Origin of the sequence: Candidatus Blochmannia ocreatus (assembly GCF_023585745.1) — a bacterium.
GTDB lineage: Bacteria > Pseudomonadota > Gammaproteobacteria > Enterobacterales > Enterobacteriaceae > Blochmanniella > Blochmanniella ocreatus.
On sequence record NZ_CP097762.1, the window covers coordinates 390071 to 409424 of the forward strand.

19 protein-coding genes and 1 tRNA gene are annotated in these 19354 nt (G+C 27.0%); 10 read left to right on the forward strand and 10 right to left on the reverse strand.

Annotation, left to right across the window (positions count from 1 at the left end):
* Positions 1-32: 32 nt before the first annotated feature.
* From sufC to M9405_RS01740, 4 genes are read left to right on the forward strand one after another with little or no spacing between them, the layout of a single operon-like run.
* Complete coding sequence (sufC, locus tag M9405_RS01725; protein ID WP_250222989.1) at positions 33-773, forward strand: Fe-S cluster assembly ATPase SufC; 741 nt, start codon at positions 33-35, stop codon at positions 771-773.
* On the forward strand, positions 754-2064 hold the full coding sequence (sufD, locus tag M9405_RS01730; RefSeq protein ID WP_250222990.1) for a Fe-S cluster assembly protein SufD: 1311 nt from the start codon (positions 754-756) through the stop codon (positions 2062-2064). The genes sufC and sufD overlap by 20 nt, the downstream gene beginning before the upstream one ends.
* Complete coding sequence (locus tag M9405_RS01735; protein WP_250222991.1) at positions 2039-3271, forward strand: SufS family cysteine desulfurase; 1233 nt, start codon at positions 2039-2041, stop codon at positions 3269-3271. The genes sufD and M9405_RS01735 overlap by 26 nt, the downstream gene beginning before the upstream one ends.
* A gap of 21 nt (positions 3272-3292) precedes the next feature.
* A complete protein-coding gene (locus tag M9405_RS01740) occupies positions 3293-3796 on the forward strand; it encodes a SufE family protein (RefSeq protein ID WP_250222992.1) in 504 nt (167 codons plus the stop codon).
* A 289-nt stretch (positions 3797-4085) separates the two neighbouring features.
* Here the strand turns inward: M9405_RS01740 and M9405_RS01745 are convergent, their stop codons facing one another.
* The gene (locus M9405_RS01745) at positions 4086-4229 is read right to left on the reverse strand and encodes a hypothetical protein (protein ID WP_250222993.1); all 144 of its coding nucleotides are present in this window, start codon (positions 4227-4229) and stop codon (positions 4086-4088) included.
* Positions 4230-4526: 297 nt separating this feature from the next.
* Positions 4527-4599: transfer RNA gene (locus tag M9405_RS01750), tRNA-Val, on the reverse strand.
* Between the two features lie 264 nt (positions 4600-4863).
* Between M9405_RS01750 and M9405_RS01755 the strand changes: the two genes are divergently transcribed.
* Positions 4864-5394, forward strand: coding sequence for a riboflavin synthase subunit alpha (locus tag M9405_RS01755; RefSeq protein ID WP_250222994.1), 531 nt, complete (start codon positions 4864-4866; stop codon positions 5392-5394).
* A gap of 214 nt (positions 5395-5608) precedes the next feature.
* Entirely contained in the window at positions 5609-5926 is a 318-nt protein-coding gene (gene grxD, locus M9405_RS01760) for a Grx4 family monothiol glutaredoxin (protein WP_250222995.1), read from the forward strand.
* Between the two features lie 105 nt (positions 5927-6031).
* On the opposite strand, the gene rnt is transcribed toward grxD, so the two are convergent.
* Positions 6032-6694, reverse strand: coding sequence for a ribonuclease T (rnt, locus tag M9405_RS01765; RefSeq protein ID WP_250222996.1), 663 nt, complete (start codon positions 6692-6694; stop codon positions 6032-6034).
* A 687-nt stretch (positions 6695-7381) separates the two neighbouring features.
* Between rnt and slyA the strand changes: the two genes are divergently transcribed.
* From slyA to tyrS, 3 genes are all read left to right on the forward strand, one after another.
* On the forward strand, positions 7382-7816 hold the full coding sequence (gene slyA / locus M9405_RS01770; protein WP_250222997.1) for a transcriptional regulator SlyA: 435 nt from the start codon (positions 7382-7384) through the stop codon (positions 7814-7816).
* A 246-nt stretch (positions 7817-8062) separates the two neighbouring features.
* Complete coding sequence (gene pdxH, locus M9405_RS01775; RefSeq protein WP_250222998.1) at positions 8063-8713, forward strand: pyridoxamine 5'-phosphate oxidase; 651 nt, start codon at positions 8063-8065, stop codon at positions 8711-8713.
* A gap of 87 nt (positions 8714-8800) precedes the next feature.
* Positions 8801-10084, forward strand: a complete 1284-nt coding sequence (tyrS, locus tag M9405_RS01780; RefSeq protein ID WP_250222999.1) for a tyrosine--tRNA ligase — start codon at positions 8801-8803, stop codon at positions 10082-10084.
* A gap of 98 nt (positions 10085-10182) precedes the next feature.
* Here the strand turns inward: tyrS and nth are convergent, their stop codons facing one another.
* The gene (gene nth, locus M9405_RS01785) at positions 10183-10827 is read right to left on the reverse strand and encodes an endonuclease III (protein WP_250223000.1); all 645 of its coding nucleotides are present in this window, start codon (positions 10825-10827) and stop codon (positions 10183-10185) included.
* A 112-nt stretch (positions 10828-10939) separates the two neighbouring features.
* Positions 10940-12331 carry a class II fumarate hydratase gene (gene fumC, locus M9405_RS01790; protein ID WP_250223001.1) on the reverse strand — a complete coding sequence of 464 codons (1392 nt, stop codon included), beginning with the start codon at positions 12329-12331 and terminating at the stop codon, positions 10940-10942.
* Positions 12332-12520: 189 nt separating this feature from the next.
* Between fumC and M9405_RS01795 the strand changes: the two genes are divergently transcribed.
* The gene (locus tag M9405_RS01795) at positions 12521-14527 is read left to right on the forward strand and encodes an inverse autotransporter beta domain-containing protein (RefSeq protein ID WP_250223002.1); all 2007 of its coding nucleotides are present in this window, start codon (positions 12521-12523) and stop codon (positions 14525-14527) included.
* 105 nt (positions 14528-14632) lie between these two features.
* Here the strand turns inward: M9405_RS01795 and M9405_RS01800 are convergent, their stop codons facing one another.
* The 5 genes from M9405_RS01800 to msbA form a co-directional block, all read right to left on the reverse strand.
* Positions 14633-15229 (reverse strand): UbiX family flavin prenyltransferase, encoded by a 597-nt coding sequence (locus M9405_RS01800; protein ID WP_250223003.1) that lies wholly within the window; start codon positions 15227-15229, stop codon positions 14633-14635.
* 138 nt (positions 15230-15367) lie between these two features.
* Positions 15368-16156: a 3-deoxy-manno-octulosonate cytidylyltransferase gene (kdsB, locus tag M9405_RS01805; protein ID WP_250223005.1), complete on the reverse strand. Its 789-nt coding sequence runs from the start codon at positions 16154-16156 to the stop codon at positions 15368-15370.
* A 25-nt stretch (positions 16157-16181) separates the two neighbouring features.
* Complete coding sequence (locus M9405_RS01810) at positions 16182-16337, reverse strand: Trm112 family protein (RefSeq protein WP_250223552.1); 156 nt, start codon at positions 16335-16337, stop codon at positions 16182-16184.
* Positions 16338-16457: 120 nt separating this feature from the next.
* Entirely contained in the window at positions 16458-17459 is a 1002-nt protein-coding gene (lpxK, locus tag M9405_RS01815) for a tetraacyldisaccharide 4'-kinase (protein ID WP_250223006.1), read from the reverse strand.
* Between the two features lies 1 nt (position 17460).
* Entirely contained in the window at positions 17461-19215 is a 1755-nt protein-coding gene (gene msbA / locus M9405_RS01820; RefSeq protein WP_250223007.1) for a lipid A ABC transporter ATP-binding protein/permease MsbA, read from the reverse strand.
* Between the last annotated feature and the right edge of the window lie 139 nt (positions 19216-19354).

The following is a 19354-nucleotide window of genomic DNA, read 5'->3' on the forward strand; positions in this document are numbered from 1 at the left end:
TATGTTTATATATAATAATAAAGGATAATTTAATGTTATTAATAAAAAATTTGGATGTTACAATTAACAACACTTCCATCTTAAAACAATTAAACTTAAAAATTAATTCCGGAGAAATACATATAATTATGGGACCAAACGGATCTGGAAAAAGCACATTATCCTCTGCTATATCTGGACATAAAGATTGTATTATCACTCATGGTGAAATTTTATTTAAAAACAAAAACTTATTAACATTAAAACCAGAAGAGAGAGCTGGAGAAGGAATTTTTATTGCATTTCAACATCCAGTAGATATACCAGGAATCAGTAACCAGTTATTTCTATATACCGCAGTAAATGCTGTACGTGAATATCGTAAACAACCTCCTATAGACCGATTTGATTTTATTAAAATGGTTCAAAAAAAAATGACACTATTAAAAATGCCCTTTGATTTTTTAAACAGATCAATAAACGTCGGATTTTCCGGTGGTGAAAAAAAACGTAATGATATTCTGCAAATGATGTTATTAGAACCATTACTATGTGTTTTAGATGAAACTGACTCCGGATTAGATATAGATGCAATAAAAATTGTTTATGACAATCTAAAAACACTAAAAAATAAAACACGTTCATTTATTATTATTACACATTACCAAAGAATACTAGAATACATTCAGCCAGACTATGTTCACATATTATATAATGGACAAATAGTAAGATCTGGTGGAATTTCTTTAGCAAAAAAACTTGAGGAAAAAGGCTATGGTTGGTTGTCCAAATAATGAAGACAGAGTATTAAATGAATGGTTTAAACTATTTAAACAAAAAAATCATACATATTCGGATATAGCACATAAATATTGGAACTATATCAAAACATCAAAGTTAAACACTCTTAATAATAAAAATTGGAAAACTAATATATTTAATGAATTACTTACATATAATTTGGAATTTTCTAAAAATGAAAAAATAGACATAGCCCAATACAAAAAATTAAGTCTACCCATAGACGCTTATAAATTAGTGTTTATCAATGGAAAATTTTCATATGAACTAAGTAATAAAAATATTAAACCATGGATAATAAAAATAAATCATAATCCTAATCGCTATGAAGTCCATACTGCTATAAAACCAAATACCTTTCTATATTTAACACAATGCTTAAGTGATGCGACAATACATATAAATTTGCCCCCAAATAATGCTACAACAAAACCATTATATTTAATATATATTACTGAAGGATCTAATATAAAAAATCAACTTATAACATCACATTATAACCACTATATAGAAATAGATAATAACTCCAAAACACATATTATAGAACATTTTGTCAATACTAATTCAAATAGTCATTTTAGTGGCTCATACATATCTATGGTAGTTAAAAATAATGCTACATTAAATCATATCAAATTAATATTCGAGAATCGTGCAAGCTATCATATATCTCATAACGATATAAATATCGGAAAAAATTCCCAAGTAAAAAGTAACACTTTCGTAATTCTTGGTCCTAAACTCACCTATAATAATACTTATGTAAAACTTAATTATCCACACACCTCTGTATCACTGAATAACTTATTTTTCTTATCAAAAAAAGACATTGGCACTATAAACTCATATATTGAACATAATAATCAAGGGTATTCTTTAAGTAGACAATTACATAAAATAATAGCCTGTGAAAAAAGCACCGGCATATTTAATGGATTAATAAAAGTACAACCAAATTCCACTCAAACTGATGGAAAAATGACCAATAACAATTTATTACTTAATAATAATGCTACCATTAACAGCACACCTAAACTTGAAATTTATTCTGATAATGTAAAATGTAGTCATGGAGCAACAATAGGTCAAATTAATAACGACCATTTATTCTATTTAAGAACAAGAGGTATATCACAGAAAAATGCATTAAAAATGCTTATTTATGCATTTTCTGTTGAAGTCATAGAATTAATTAAAGATGATATGCTAAAAAGCATCATTATATCAAAAATAAATACAGCTTTAAAGGAATGTACATATGACTACTACAATATATCCCATTAAAAAAATTAGATCCGATTTTCCAATATTAAAAAAAATGATAAATCAGTACCCTTTAACTTATCTTGATAACGCTGCTACCACTCAAAAACCCAATGTAGTTATAGATGCACAAACCAATTATTATTATAATAATAATGCCTCTGTACATAGAGGAGTACATACATTAAGTACTGTATCAACTAATCAAATGGAAAAAATTAGATTACACATTGCTAACTTTATTCATGCATCGCCAGAAGAGATAGTATTTGTTAAAAGCACTACTGAAGCGATTAACTTAGTTGCCTGTAGTTGGGGATATAATTTTATAAATTATAAAGATAATATTATTATTAGTGAAATGGAACATCATTCCAATATTCTTCCTTGGCAACAACTTTCAAAAAGAAAAAATATTTTATTACGTTATATTCCGATAGCTCCAAATGGGACATTAGATCTATCTAATTTATCAAAATTAGTAGACCACAATACTAAATTATTAGCAATATCACACATGTCTAATGTATTAGGAACAATAAACCCTTTAAAAGAAATAATCAGCATAATAAGAAAAAAAAGTAATGCCTTAATATTAATAGATGGCGCACAAGGTATTGCGCACCAAACAGTAAATGTAAAAAAATTAGATTGTGATTTTTATATATTTTCTGGACACAAAATATATGGGCCACCTGGAATTGGTATAATGTATGGAAAAAAAGAATTACTACAAAAAATGCCCCCATGGATTTTAGGAGGCGGTATAGTACAAGATGTTAGTTTAAAAAAAGAAGCAAAATTTATAGATGCCCCATGGAAATTTGAATCTGGATCTCCTAATATTATCGGCATCATAGGCCTAGGAGCATCTATTCAATATATTAATGATATTGGTATTAAAAATATTAATAACTATGAACTTGAATTAACACACTATGCTATAGATAAATTAAAAAAAGTTCCAAATATAATTTTATACGGATTAAATACACAACAGACTAGCATTATTCCTTTCAACTTAAAAGGAAAAAACCCATATGACATCGGGATATTATTAAATCAATACAATATAGCAATACGCACTGGACATCATTGTGCAATACCCACAATGAATTATTTTAAAGTCTCAAGTATGTGTCGAGTATCACTTGCCATGTATACAAATAAAGATGACATAAATCACCTAACACAAAAATTAATAAAAATACAAAATATATTATTTTAATTTTGTAACCAAAAATATAAAATGCAATATTTTCCAACAAAAGCTCAACTAATAAAAAATTTTTCAATTTGTAATAATTGGGAAGAAAAATATATTTATATAATGGAATTAGGCAGATTATTACCTAAATTTCCCAATAATTTAAAACAACAAAAATACCAAATATCTGGATGTCAAAATAAAACTTGGATAGCTTTAATTCTTACTAAACAAAATAACCGTATTCAAGATACTGCTATTCAAAATACACCATCAATAAAATTGTATGGAGATAGTGATTCTGCTATTGTCAAAGGAATTATTGCTATAATATTTAATCTATATAAAGGACGAAATTTAGAAGAAATTATTCACGTTGATGTTACAACATTTTTAATTAACCAATTACAACTAAAGCAAAATCTAACTATATCCAGATCGCAAGGAATATTTTTAATACTACGTTCTATACATTCTCAAGCTGATGAGTTACTACATCAAAAAATCTATTCTTCAAATATTAAAGCTATACTGAAAATTATTTAAACACTAAATTTTGTTACATACCACATACGCACCTATACATTATTGACAATCCCAACAATTCTCCAATTTTTTATATAAATAAAAAATTTTTGATATTTTAATGAAAATTATCTGTATATTATAAATATATATAAAAAATAACTAATAAAAACAACACACAATACAATATTTTCCGCATTAATATTATAATTAAATACTTATAATAAAAAATTATTTGATTATTTCTAAATCATTATTAGCCAATCTGCTGTATGTTTAGTATTTTCTAATTCCAGACGTATAATTTTATCTACATTATTACTAACCTTCCAACTGTTTCATTTAAATCATGAATTTCATCAGATATTACTTTAAATGGAACATGACTCACACAATTTAGAAATGTAAAATCACTTAAAATTATTGAAATACACACCAGAATATTATTCTGCATATAATATACCTTACGCTATAAAATTACAAAAAAATTTCTTCCAAAAAATTACCATTCTATACATTACCCTAACATGCAGTATTTATATATTGTGATATTATCTTTCAAATAACTTCTAAAAATTATATCTAATATTTCCTAATATCATTTTATAGAGTAATTATGTTAATTTTACATTGTATTTCATAATAATAAAAATTATCAACTAAAATATTAAAATTATCTATTTACCCATTTTGCACAAAAAATAATGAAATTATACAAGATATTTGTTATGTTAAACATAACAAATATCTATGCGTTCTAATGGATTTGAACCATCGCCCTCTACCATGTCATAGTAGCGCTCTACCATCTGAGCTAAGAACGCATATATAATATATAATAATGTATTTTAATACAAAAATATATAACTTACATAAATCAAAAAATACATTTAAATATGTACACTATTATCATACATAACAATATGTTACAAATACAATTATAATATATGTACAAAAACTTTTAAATAATATAAGATACCTATCTTCCAATTTAAATGTTTAACAAGTATTACTCAATATAATATATTATATGTTATACTACTTTATAAATAAAGTATCATGTTATTTATTAATAATATTTAGAACATATGTTTTCAGGTATTATACAAGCTGTTGTCCCCGTGCACGCTATTCACGAAAAAAACAATCTAAAACAATTCTCAATTATTTTACCTAATTATTTACTTACCAACTTAAAAATTGGTTCTTCTATATCAAACAATGGATGTTGTTTAACAGTAATTTCCATTAAATCAAATTTAATTAGCTTTGAATTAATATACGAAACACTAAAATTAACTAATATGAATTTGTTAAGAATAGGAGATCTCATTAATATAGAAAGATCACTAAATTACAATGCTGAAATTGGAGGACATTTGATGTCTGGGCACATTGATTGCACAGGAACAATTAAAAAAATAATCCAATCAACACACCAAAAAATATTTTGGTTTAATTTAAAAAACCAAACTTTTCAAAAGTATATTTTACCACATGGCTCAATAGGTATTGAGGGAGTTAGTCTTACAATAAATAAAATAATAAAAAATAATATACGTATTTGCTTAACACCATATACTGCAATAAACACAACACTTGGAAAAAAAAATAGGTGATATAATAAATATTGAGATTGATATAATAACAAAATCTATTGTTAATAGCATTAACAGAACACTATCGATAATTGATTAAAAAAACAAAACCCGAACTATTAATTTTTTTAGATGAAAATATAGAAAATCTTCTAAACTACACGCACAATAAAAACCTATTTAACCCGTTTATGCTAATAAACTATTAATAAAAAAATTAGCTATTATGATAAATATGAAAGATACAATAAAAAAAATTGAAGATCAAATAAAAAAACACCCAGTAACTTTATACATGAAAGGTACGCCGGAGACTCCTAAATGCGGATTTTCTGCAAAAGCTGCTCAAATACTATCTATTTATACAAAAAATTTTTTTTATATAGATGTATTATCATATCCAGACATTAGGTCTACTTTACCAATTTTTTCCAATTGGCCTACTTTCCCGCAGCTGTGGATAAAAGAAAAATTAATAGGAGGCGTAGATATAATGCTGGAATTACACAATTCAGGAAAATTAAAAATCCTTATTAATTCAGCAACATTATAACATACTACACAGTAACTTACTACAACATATATATTATGTGTAATCCACATCTTATTTAAAAAATTCACACGTATGTTATTACATAATCTACAATTGATACTGGAATTAAGATACGATAATGTTGTGATGCTCTGATACTGGCCATCCACCAAGCCTTTTCCACTTATTAACTAATGCACAAAATAATACCGCTGTTCTTTCAGTGTCATATAAAGCAGAATGAGCCTTGCTTTTATCAAAAAATATACCTGCATAAGCACATGCTTTAGCTAATACTGTCTGACCAAAAACTAATCCACTTAAAGTAGCAGTATCAAAAGTAACAAAAGGATGAAATGGATTATTTTTCATAAAACTAACACGATCTACCGCTGCCATTAAAAAACTATGATCAAAAGAAGCATTATGCGCTACGATAATAGCACGACTACATTCTTGAGCATCAAGACCTTGATGTACCATATTAAAAATTTTCCTTAATGCCTCTTTTTCAGTAACCGCAGAACGCTTTGGGTCATTAGGATCAATTCTGTTAAACGCTAAAGACTCCGGTTGAATAATAGCTCCTGGAAAAGATTTAATATTAAAATGCAAAGAACTATCAACAGATAACCAACCAAAATCATCCATTTTTACTGTAATAATAGCAATTTCTAACAAAGCATCAGTTTTAGCATTCAAACCGGCTGTTTCTACATCAATTACTACCGGATAAAAACCACGAAACCGAGCCTTCAAAGTATTTTGATTAACTTTACAATAAATCATATTTTTTATAAAATTATTTTATATCTTAACTAACATCATAAAATTCTAACACGTTTATACTGTTATCCTATATTATAAATATAATTAACTAATTATACTAAAACAAATAATAATCTTTATTTAAAAATAAAAAATCTAAATAACACAATAATATTTACTAAATAAAACTATAACGTAATCATTAATTAATATTTGTATAAAATAAATTACTTATAAAATTAAACAAAAAATTAATTTAATTAAAAATTAACTAAAGAATCAATTAGAATCAATAATTATTATTGTACAATATATCTAACAATAAAAACGCCTAATTTATAAAATAATTGAAATATTAATTAATAATAAAATATTTTTTCTATAAACACTAAATACACACGCTTTAAAAAACTCAAATTTCATGTAAATTAAGAAAATGACAGTGATAAAAAATTTATCATTAGATAAATCTAAATTAAATTTAGATTTAATAATTTATATACATATAATAAATATGTGTTTTAATTTAATAAATTAAAGTATATAATTATACATATAATAATACTATATATTTACTATTTAATAGCTATAAATCTTTATAAAAAGATACATAAAAAATTTAAAATAAAATATTTTTTATAAAAACGCTTTCAAAAACATATCTTCAAAAGAAGATAATTATTTATTAAAATATATAAGGAAAAACAATTGGAATCGCCTTTAGGTACTGATTTAGCGCGCCTTGTAAGGATGTGGAGAACTTTGATAGATCATCGTTTAAAACCATTAAAACTTACGCAAACACATTGGGTTACACTACATAATATTTACCAATTACCTCCGGAACAATCTCAAATTCAACTTGCAAAAGCTATAGGAATAGAACAACCGTCTTTAGTAAGAACATTAGATCAGCTTGAAGAAAAATCGTTAATAGTTAGACATATCTGTGTTAACGATAGACGAGCCAAAAGAATAAGATTAACTGAAACAGCTAAACCTGTAATACACGCAGTAAACCAAGTTATACTTGCTACAAAAAACGAAATTTTTCACAACTTCAGCTATGAAGAAATAACACTACTAAATAACATACTTTCTAAGTTAGAAAAAAACATCATAAATATTTACAATAAAAAATAAAAAAAATTGATAAATATCATCGCAATAATATCCAATAAAAATATATAAACATATTAATTAAATTAAACACAACTATACTAATGAAATATTTTATCCAATAATAATCATTGCTATTTATAAGTTATAAATAAATTTATTTTTATTGAATATACTTATTAAATTTTAAATATAAATTTTGTTTAAAGATTTATAAAAAATATTTTAATGCTGATTAATATATAATTATTAATACTAATATACTGGTTAATGATGAAAAAAATCGATATTTCTAATATTAGACGAGAATATACTCTAGGAGCAATAAACTACTCAGATTTACCTGATAAACCTATAAAATTATTCTCAGCATGGTTAAAACAGGCATTTTCTTCTAAAATACCCGACCCAACTGCAATGTGCTTAGCTACAGTAGATTATACTGGACAACCTTATCAACGTATAGTACTACTAAAAGACTTTTCTGAAACAACAATGACATTCTATACTAATCTTAATAGTCGTAAAGCTTTCCATTTAAATCATAATCCAAAAGTTAGTCTATGTTTTCCTTGGAATGTAATAGATAAACAAGTTACAGTAATTGGCGAAATTTCTAAACTAGCAGAAAATATAGTCTTAAAAAATTTTTACGCACGACCTAAAAATAATCAAATTAGCACATGGGTTTCTAAAAACCAATCCTCAACTATATCATTTACAACATTACTTGAAAAAAAATTTTTAGAATTAAAACAAAAATACTTATTCAAAGAAATACCATTTCCCAAATTCTGGGGTGGATATACAGTTCACATACATAGCATAGAATTTTGGCATGGAAGAATATATAGACTACACGATAGATTTATATATAAAAAAAGCAACCACACATGGTGCATCTATAGATTGTCTCCATAACCTCTATTGTATATAATACATAACCTCTAAATCACTAATACATAACCTAACATATCTGACATATTTATAATATAAAAAATTAACTATATGAAATATACAAATATTATACAATACTTATATACAAGAAATTCAATAGCACAAATTACTAATAAAGAAAAATTAATCAATATAACACAATCACAATCAATAACTTTATATTGTGGATTTGACCCAACCTCTGATAGCCTACACATAGGACATTTAATTTTACTAATTAACTTAAGAAGATTTCAACTGTTTGGGCATCATCCTGTTATTTTAATAGGTGGAGCAACAGGACTTATTGGAGACCCAAGTTTCAAAAATTCAGCAAGAAAAATATGTGCAATTAACACTGTACAAAAATGGGTAGAAAAAATTAAACACCAAGTATCTAAATTCATTAACTGCTCAAATAATCATGCTTCACAAGCTCACATAGTAAACAACTATAATTGGCTGTCTTCTATATCTCTGCTAAAATTTCTCAGAGAAATAGGGAATTTTTTTTCCATTAACAAAATGATAAATAAAGATTCTATAAAAAAAAGATTACAAAAAAATAACCATGGAATTTCCTATGCTGAATTTTCCTATAATTTATTACAAAGTTATGATTTTAGTTATCTATATCAAAATTACAATACAATTCTACAAATTGGAGGCTCGGACCAATGGGGCAATATTATATCAGGCATAGAACTAATACATCGTATACATAAACACAATACTTACGGAATTACTATGCCTCTACTTACTACAAAGTACAATACTAAATTTGGTAAAACAGAAAAAAATACAATATGGTTAGACCCTAAAAAAACTAGTCCGTATAAATTTTATCAGTATTGGTTAAATATTTCTGATAAAAAAGTGTATAATTTTTTAAAAATATTTACTAATATGCCAATAGAGCAAATTGAGGATCTAAAAAAAGAAGATAAAAAAAATCATAAAAAACCAAAAGCTCAAACTATCTTAGCTAAAAAAATTACTCAATTGGTTCATGGTCGATACGGACTAAAAAACGCGCAAAATATTACCAATTGTCTTTTTACTGGGAAAATACACACACTTACTTTAAAAGATTTTAAACAATTATCACAAGATGGAATACCATTCCTATCACTAAAATTCAATACAACACTGACATTGCAACAAGTATTAGTAGAATCAACACTAGCATTTTCAAAAACACAAGCCAAGACATTAATACTCTCTAAGAGTATTAGAATAAACTCGATGAAACAAACAAAAATAAATTATATTTTTTGTGCTACTGACAAACTATATAACCGCTATACGATATTACAACGAGGGAAAAAAAGTTTTTGTTTAATAACATGGGAATAGAAAATTAATCGTAATTACTATACAAATTCAAAATTTTAAATATTAGAACTAATTACACTACACATGTACACTACATAAATTCATATTAATATCCACCGCTACTTATTTAAGTAATGGTGCTTATCTTTAAATTCACATAAATTATTAATAATACAAACACGACAACTGGGATGCTTAGCACGACACACATCTCTACCATGCGATACAAACCATTTGTGACAACATTTTTTAAATTCTCCTGGAACCACTGATAGTAATTTTTTTTCCACAGAAAAAACATTTTTTCCTATTGCAAAACGACTTCGATTACAAAACCTAAAAACATGTGTATCTACAGCAATAGTTGGCCAACCAAACACTATATTTAAAATAATATTAGCAGTTTTTCGACCAACACCAGGTAAAGACTCTAAATCAACACGACTTTCCGGCAATGTTCCATTATACTTTTCTATCAACAAATGACACGTTTCAATAATATTTTTAGCTTTATTATTAAATAAACCAATAGATCGAATATAATTTTTAATATTTTCTATGCCAAGACGCAACATACCTTCGGGTGTGTTAGCAACTTGAAATAAACTTTTAGTCACTCGATTAACTTGAATATCATTAGTTTGAGCGGACAACAAGACCGATATTAATAATTCAAATGCTGAATTATATATCAATCTTACATCCGAGGAATAAATATTATCTCTAAATTTACATAAAATCTTATAACGTTTAATAAAATTCATAAAATATTTATATTTAATGAAATCAAAACATATATGACAACACAAAACTAATATTTAATTTTACTAAAAAACATAAGCTAACTATTCAGACTATAATTTAAACCAATAATTTTTATATTTTAAATGAACTAATCATATTTTTATAACAAACCCACTCATCAAATTGTTTTTCACTTATATAGCCTAATTTTAATGCCGCTTCTTTTAAACTTAAACCATAAAAATCTGCTGCTTTAACAATTTCTGCAGCTTTATCATATCCAATATAAGGAGTTAAAACAGTAACTAACATTAATGATTTCTTAAGTAATTCATTAATACGTTTATGCTGCGGTTGTAAACCCACAATACAATAATCATGAAAACTCGCTATTCCATCAGATAATAAACGCACTGATTGTAAAAAATTATATATAATTAACGGTCTATAAACATTAAGTTCTAAATGACCAGAGGCACCACCTATATTTATACTAACATCATTACCCATAACTTGAGCGCATAACATAGTCATTGCTTCACATTGAGTAGGATTAACCTTGCCAGGCATTATAGAGCTACCTGGTTCGTTTGCAGGGATACTTAATTCTCCAATACCACATCTAGGTCCAGAAGATAATAAACGAATATCATTAGCAATTTTCATCATAGAAACTGCCAAACCTTTTAAAGCTCCATGACTATGTATTAATGCATCACATGTTGATAGCGATTCAAATTTATTTGAGGCACTAACAAAATCATGCTTAGTAAGCATTGCTACTGTATTAGCGATACGTATAGAATACTCTGGATGTGTATTCAAACCAGTACCAACAGCTGTACCTCCTAATGCCAATTCATATAAATGAGGCATAGTAGACTCTATATGTTGAGTATTATGTTGTAACATTGATACCCAAGCAGAAATTTCTTGACCCAATGTTAAAGGAGTAGCATCTTGTAAGTGCGTACGTCCAATTTTAATAATATTATTAAACTTATGCGACTTATCAAGTAAAGTCTTTTTCAAAATATTAATCTTCGGTATTAACTGTTCACGAACACCTATCACTGCCGCAATATGCATTGCGCTAGGAAACACATCATTTGAACTTTGACTTTTATTAACATGATCATTAGGATGAACTAATTCTGCATGAATTTTTTTTTTGCTTCTTAATAAAGCATTAGCACGATTTGCTAAAACTTCGTTCATATTCATGTTGCTCTGCGTACCAGAACCAGTTTGCCATACCGATATTGGGAACTCATTATTATGAATTCCAGATAATACTTCATCTGCAGCTTGCATAATAACGCGCATTATTTTACTATCTAATAAGCCCAAATCACAATTTACTTGAGCGGCTGCACGTTTAATTTGCGCTAATGCTTTTATTAACGAAAATGGCATTTTTTCATTAGAAATATTAAAATATTTTAATGCACGTTGAGTTTGAGCGCCCCATAAATTATCTTCAGATACTGAAATAGTGCCCATAGTGTCTTGTTCAATACGCATAACTATATATATTTCCTATTAATTTTAAATTATACTATTTTAGTAATATATAAAAATGTATAATATACAGTTTTAATAAATATTAAAATATAAATATAAAATAAACTAATAAAAATTAAATTTCAGTAGAATAATTTTAAAAATATACTGTAATATTTCTAACAATATAAATAAATTTAAACAAAAAATATGCAAATAATTACTGCGATCAGTGTCATATTTTTTATATTATTATATAATTTAGAAGCAAAAGCTAGTAATATAAAACATATTAAACACTATTTTGATAACAACAATTCCCTTCTAGAATATATACATATACCAACCACAAAATTACCTATTAACAATTATTATGTTCCTTACAATTTAAATAATCATTTTAATAACAAAATAAAAAAAATAAATACCCCACTGTATACATATACAGAACCTTTGCGTTCAAAGCGCAATTCAACAATAATACAATTAAAAAACGATTCAATAGATGTGTTATATTCATTTTTAGGTCAGAATAACACACTAAAACACACCACATCCTTTATACAATTAGGAATAAATAAAAATTGCTGCTCAAAAAATAAAATAATTAATATAGGAGTCGGAAAAAAATATTCACTTAATAAATATTGTGGAATTGGATACAATACTTTCTATCATTGCCCTATTTCTACAGAAATATATAAACCACATGCAATTAATGTAAATCTAGAATATTGGATAAAAAATACTTCATTAACAATAAAAAATTATTTTAATTTATATAGTAACAACGACTTTCATCAACATCTATATCAACGATGCCATATAATGCATCCCAAAAATGGCCAACAAATTAACATTCAAACTAAATCCAAATATTTTCCACAATTTACCGGAATAATAAAATTAGAACAATTTAATTATGACAAACAATACAAAAAATTTTTTTATAGAAAAAATAACCGTTATGTATCACTGGAATTAAATTACCAACCTATTCCAATATTAAATTTTAACATAAACAATATTTTTACAGATAAAAAACATAAAAATACTATTTGTCAATTTATTATAAATTACCAATTTGGTATACCTATCTTACAGCAAATACGCTCTGTAAAGGATAAACTAATATTACCGTATCATCATGATATAAAAATCATACAATTCTTTATTCCTACTGCAACACAATTAAATAATTATACACTATTTAATCAATTTAAAAGTTATAAAGAATTTGTACAACAAAACACTAACATAGTTTCTGGATATCCTGGAGAAATTAAAATTATTCAACCTTATAAAAATAAGCTGTCTACAACAGTAGACAATACACAATCATTAATAAATCCAGGAGATAATATTGTCGCATTAAACAATGACGCTTATATTGTTCGCTTATCTAACACCCCTGAAACAACAGAAGTTATAGATATAACATATACTAAAAGCCAAAATAAAACCAATAAACTAAATGAATTACGCGTTATAACAAAAAGCTTTCCAAAAAATACTATTCCTGATCAACAAATTAATGACCCCGATATTAACACTAGTGATGAATTCAAAATAAACCTTAAAAATAATACTATTCAACAAAATAAACAAACACATGAAATAATACCAACAATCAATTCAAATAATTCAAAATATGACAGCAGTGATGATGATAACATCATATTAGATCAAATCCCATACATAGAAAATCAATATGATGATACAACTATAAAAACAAATGATTTTGTATTTCCAACGCCACCACCTATGTTAGAATCTCTAGAACTTTTTTCAACAAACACGACAGAAACGCCTCCAAGTAGAGCAACATCAACACAAAATGATAATAATAATAAAATTCCAACAACAACTGCTGCAGAATTCCAAGAAATGGAACCAACTCCTCTATCATCAAGCTTATCAACAAAAAAAAATGACAATTCTATTCACACAGAAGAAAATTATCAAAACAATGCATTAAATATGCAAGATGATAATCTTTCATTATCAATGCTATTAATTAATAACAAAAATAAAAATTTCTCTTCCATAGGAACCCAAGAATATCTTGATAAAATTGAAAATACTATAAAAACTCAAAAGAACACTAAAAGATACAGTGATATAGAAAAAGTATTTATGAAATTACATCAAACTGATTCTTCTTCTTCCATAAGTGAAGATTGTTTAACTGATGACAGTAATAACAGTTACTACTAAAATTGATTAGTACATCAAAATCTTTGTAAATACAAAAATAATATCTACAACAATCCCTTACTAATACTAGTATTAGTAAGGGATTGATAAAAAATATCATAATTATTACTTTTTATGAATTGAGTTAATTCCCAACCAAGCAGAAGCAATACTATTGGTATTAATACCAAACAAATTAAGAGCTCTTGCTACTGTATAACACACAATATCATCTATAGTTTTGGGATGCGAATAATACGCAGGAACTGGCGGCATAATCACAGCCCCAAATTCTGCCAGTTTAACCATGGTACGCAAATGTCCTAAATGTAATGGAGTTTCGCGTACCATTAACACTAATTTACGTTTTTCTTTTAAAGTTACATCTGCAGCTCGACCAATTAAAGAAGATGTTACCCCAGAACTAATCTCAGACATAGTCTTAATAGAACATGGTGCCACTAACATTCCCAATGTTAAATAAGATCCACTAGCTATAGACGCCCCTATATCCTGCGGACAATATACTACATCCGCTAATTCATACACAGCTTTCTTATTGATCTGAAATTCTTGGCGTAATGTTAACAACGCATTCCTAGTTACGATAAGATGTGATTCTATATTAATATTACATCTTTTTAATATAGTTAATGCTCGCAATCCATATATTCCCCCAGAAGCACCAGATATCCCTATTACTAAACGCAACGGTTTTGCCATTATATATTCCATAATGAAATATTACCTAATTATACTTTTTCATAAAAATACTCTAGAACCTCTCACAGATCAATAACGTACAAATACAATTTCAACAAAAAGCACACTAACACATATACTATATATATTATAGTATAACTAAATATTATTTTTAAATAAAATATTTACCTGTTCTAATGATTCTAAAGTATTAACACTAACATTAAATTCAGTATTAACTATAGATACATATATTAAACCTTGATTCCATAACACCCTTAGTTGTTCCAATTTTTCCAAACGTTCTAAAGGACTAACATCCCAATTTACATAATTATGTAAAAATTTAGCTTTATACAAATAAACACCCATATGACATAACAAAAAATCAGATAATTTTTTCATATTATTATCCCGATCTTTGCTGACATTACATATATTAATCCATGGAATCATAGAACGAGAAAAATAAAGAGCATAATTTTTGGAATCTATAACAACCTTAACTATATCAGAGTTACACGCTTCCTTATAAGAAGATATAGGCGTAGCCAATGTAACCATCATATTATCAGTAATATTAATTAAACTAGCAGCATTCACTAATTCATGAATCATATCTGTCGAAATTAATGGTTCATCTCCTTGAAGATGTACTATTATTTGATCATCTGGTATTTTATAATGAACTACTATTTCAGCGATACGCTCAGTCCCAGACTGGTGATTTAGTTTTGTTATATATACTGATAAATTACTAAATTTCTGTGATTTAATAACTTTAGCTATACGCATACTATCAGTAGCTACTATTACTGTATTAGCATTAGAATTTAACGCATTTTCTAACACCCTTATAATCATAGGCTTTCCGTGTATACTTGCTAATGCTTTTCCTGGTAAACGCTTAGAAAAAAATCTAACAGGAACAACTATAATAAAATTCATATATCAATACTTATAATATCAAATCTCAAATTTTATTTTTCAAAAGTACTGGAATACCATAACGTATTGGAAATATTACATTATCAATGTTACATACTAACTCCTCTCGTTTCGAGTTAAAAGATAATTTCCTATAACATATAGGGCACACAATAATCTGAAATAATAACTCTTTTCTCACCAAAATAAGAAATCCCAAAAAAATTCATTATTAAACATAATGTTCTGAATTAAATCAAACATCACTATTGTACAAACAGTATTTTCTAATACACATTTAAAATTCAACAACTAACATAAATCACCCCCTATAATATCTAATTTTATCTTCTACCATACTTAACAAATGCGCTGTATCTATTTTGTTTATTTGCACTTCTAAATAAACATACCACCAATTTTCATGAGCAAAATCAAAACACTTAACTGCATCCTTTTCCGTCATTAATAAAATTTCATCTTTTTTAGTTAGAGAAACTAAAGTTTTTTCAGAATATATATAATGATCAGCGAACGAAATAACTCTTACAGGATTTAACCCAAATCTTCGTAAAGTATCAAAAAATTTCATAGGATATCCAATTCCTGCAATAGCAACAACATTTTTCAAAAAATTAATAGGTTTACATTCTCCAGTTAATATATTTATTGCAGTACTTGGAAAAAATTGCATTAATATTTCTCCAGCATTTACTTTATAATCAAAACCGTTTATAATAATAGCTTGTACTTTCTTCAACCTACTAATACGCTCCCGCATTGGACCAGCAGGTAACCAACAACCATTTCCAAAACGTAAATTACTATTAATTATTACCCATTCTATATCTCTAAAAAGAGCATAATGCTGTAATCCATCATCACTAATAATTACATCTAATTCTTTATGTCTCCTTAACAATGCAAACACTGCATCTACTCGCTTTGGAGATACTGCTACTGATACTCCAGTACGCTTCCAAAGCAAAATTGGCTCATCACCACATTCATCAGCATGACTATTAACATCAATAACTATTGGATAATTATTAGATTTACCTTTATACCCCCTGGAAATAACTCCAACTCTCCATCCACGAATTTTTAATTGTTCTACTAACCATAACACCATTGGTGTTTTTCCATTACCTCCTATTGTTAAATTACCAATAATTACTATAGGTACTGAAAACCTGTGCACTCTACGCCATCCACGCTGATAACTAATTCTATTAATTAAACTCACTAAACCATATATCCAAGACAACGGCAACAAAAATAAATAAAAAAAAGACGATTTAAACCAAATACTACTAATAAACATTTTAAGAAAATTGCAACTTATATAAATTAGCGTATACTCCTTTACTATTCATTAATACTGAATGCACCCCACGTTCTACAATACAACCATTTTCTACTACTAATATTTGATCTGCATTTTCAACTGTAGACAAACGATGAGCAATAATTAATAAAGTTCTATGTTTTTTTAATGAAAAAATAGATCTTTTAATAAAATATTCTGATTTTAAATCTAAAGCAGATGTAGCTTCATCTAAAATTACAATAGGACAATTGCGTAACAAAGCACGTGCAATTGCAATACGTTGACACTGACCACTCGACAACAATACTCCATTTTCACCTATTACTGTATCTAAACCGTATTTCATTTTAGAAATAAAATCCATAGCATACGCCATGTGTGCTGCTGTCTCAATTGATTTTCTAGAATAGAAATTCTTACGTGCATATGCAATATTATTTGCAATAGTATCATTAAATAAATGCACTTTTTGAGAAACTACAGCTATTTGATTACGTAAAGAAGATAATTTATAATCATTCAAATTAAAGCCATCTAATAAAATTCGGCCCTTATACATATCATAAAAACGAGTTAATAAATCTACTATAGTAGATTTACCTGAACCAGATCGTCCTACTAACGCAACAGTTTGTCCCGCTTTAATAGTAAAATTAATGTTAGAAAGTGACGGTGTGTTTCTTTCTGGATAAATAAAAGTAACATTATCGAATACAATATGTCCATTAACTCGTTTAATATCAATAAAACCATGATCTTTTTCAGTTTCTAAATCTAGAATAGAAAACAAAGTCTGACAGGCCGCCATACCTCGTTGAAATTGCGCGCTAACATTAGTTAGCGATTTTAATGGCTTCATTAATACTATCATCGACGAAAAAATAACAGTTACAGTACCAGCCGTAAGAACTTCCATAACACCAGGAATACTAGCTGTATAAATCACACAAGCTAACGCTAATGAAGCTAAAAACTGAATTAACGGATCAAAAACAGATAATGTCTGTACCATTTTCATACTTTGCTGTCGTATTCTATTGCTCACGCAATTAAATCTAATTTTTTCTGTATGTTGTCCACCAAAAATTAATACCTCCTTATGTCCTTTTAGCATTTGTTCAGCGCTACTAGTTAACTGACCCATAACACTTTGCATTTTTTTACTAATCATTCTAAATCTATATGATACAAATTTAATTGATATAGATACTATTGGGGCAATGACAACTAGAATTAACGATAATTGCCAACTATAATAAAACATCATTGTACACAAACCTATAATAGACGCTCCCTCTCTAATTACTGTAATTAATGCCCCAGACGAAGAAGAAGCAACTTGCTCAGAATCATAAGTAATTCTAGATACCAATGTGCCAGTAGACTGTTTTACAAAAAAAGATACTGGCATATCCATGATATGCTTAAATAATTTACATCTAATCTGCATTACTACTTTTCCGGATACCCAAGATATACAATAAGTAGATATAAAACTACTTATACCCCTAATCCCCATTAATCCAATAAGAGCTAAGGGCATCCATAAAAACACTTCTTTATCAGAGCGTCCAAACCCATCATCCAGTAAAGGTTTCAATAAAGATAACATAAACGCATCACTTGTCGCATTTACAACTAAAGTGATGGACGCAATGATTAAACCTGCTCTAAACGGGAAAATTATAGGCCAAAGACGTCGGAAAGTACTCCAGGTAGAAGCGTGCTGCTGATCACTATACTGTAACATTTATACCTTAGAATTAGATTTTGATGTTTGTATAAAAATTTAACACTAATTTTATAAATATAAAACTATATAAACTTATTTATATTTCAAGTATTTAATATGAGTTCTTACTCAAGATAACGATATTTTACAATAAACC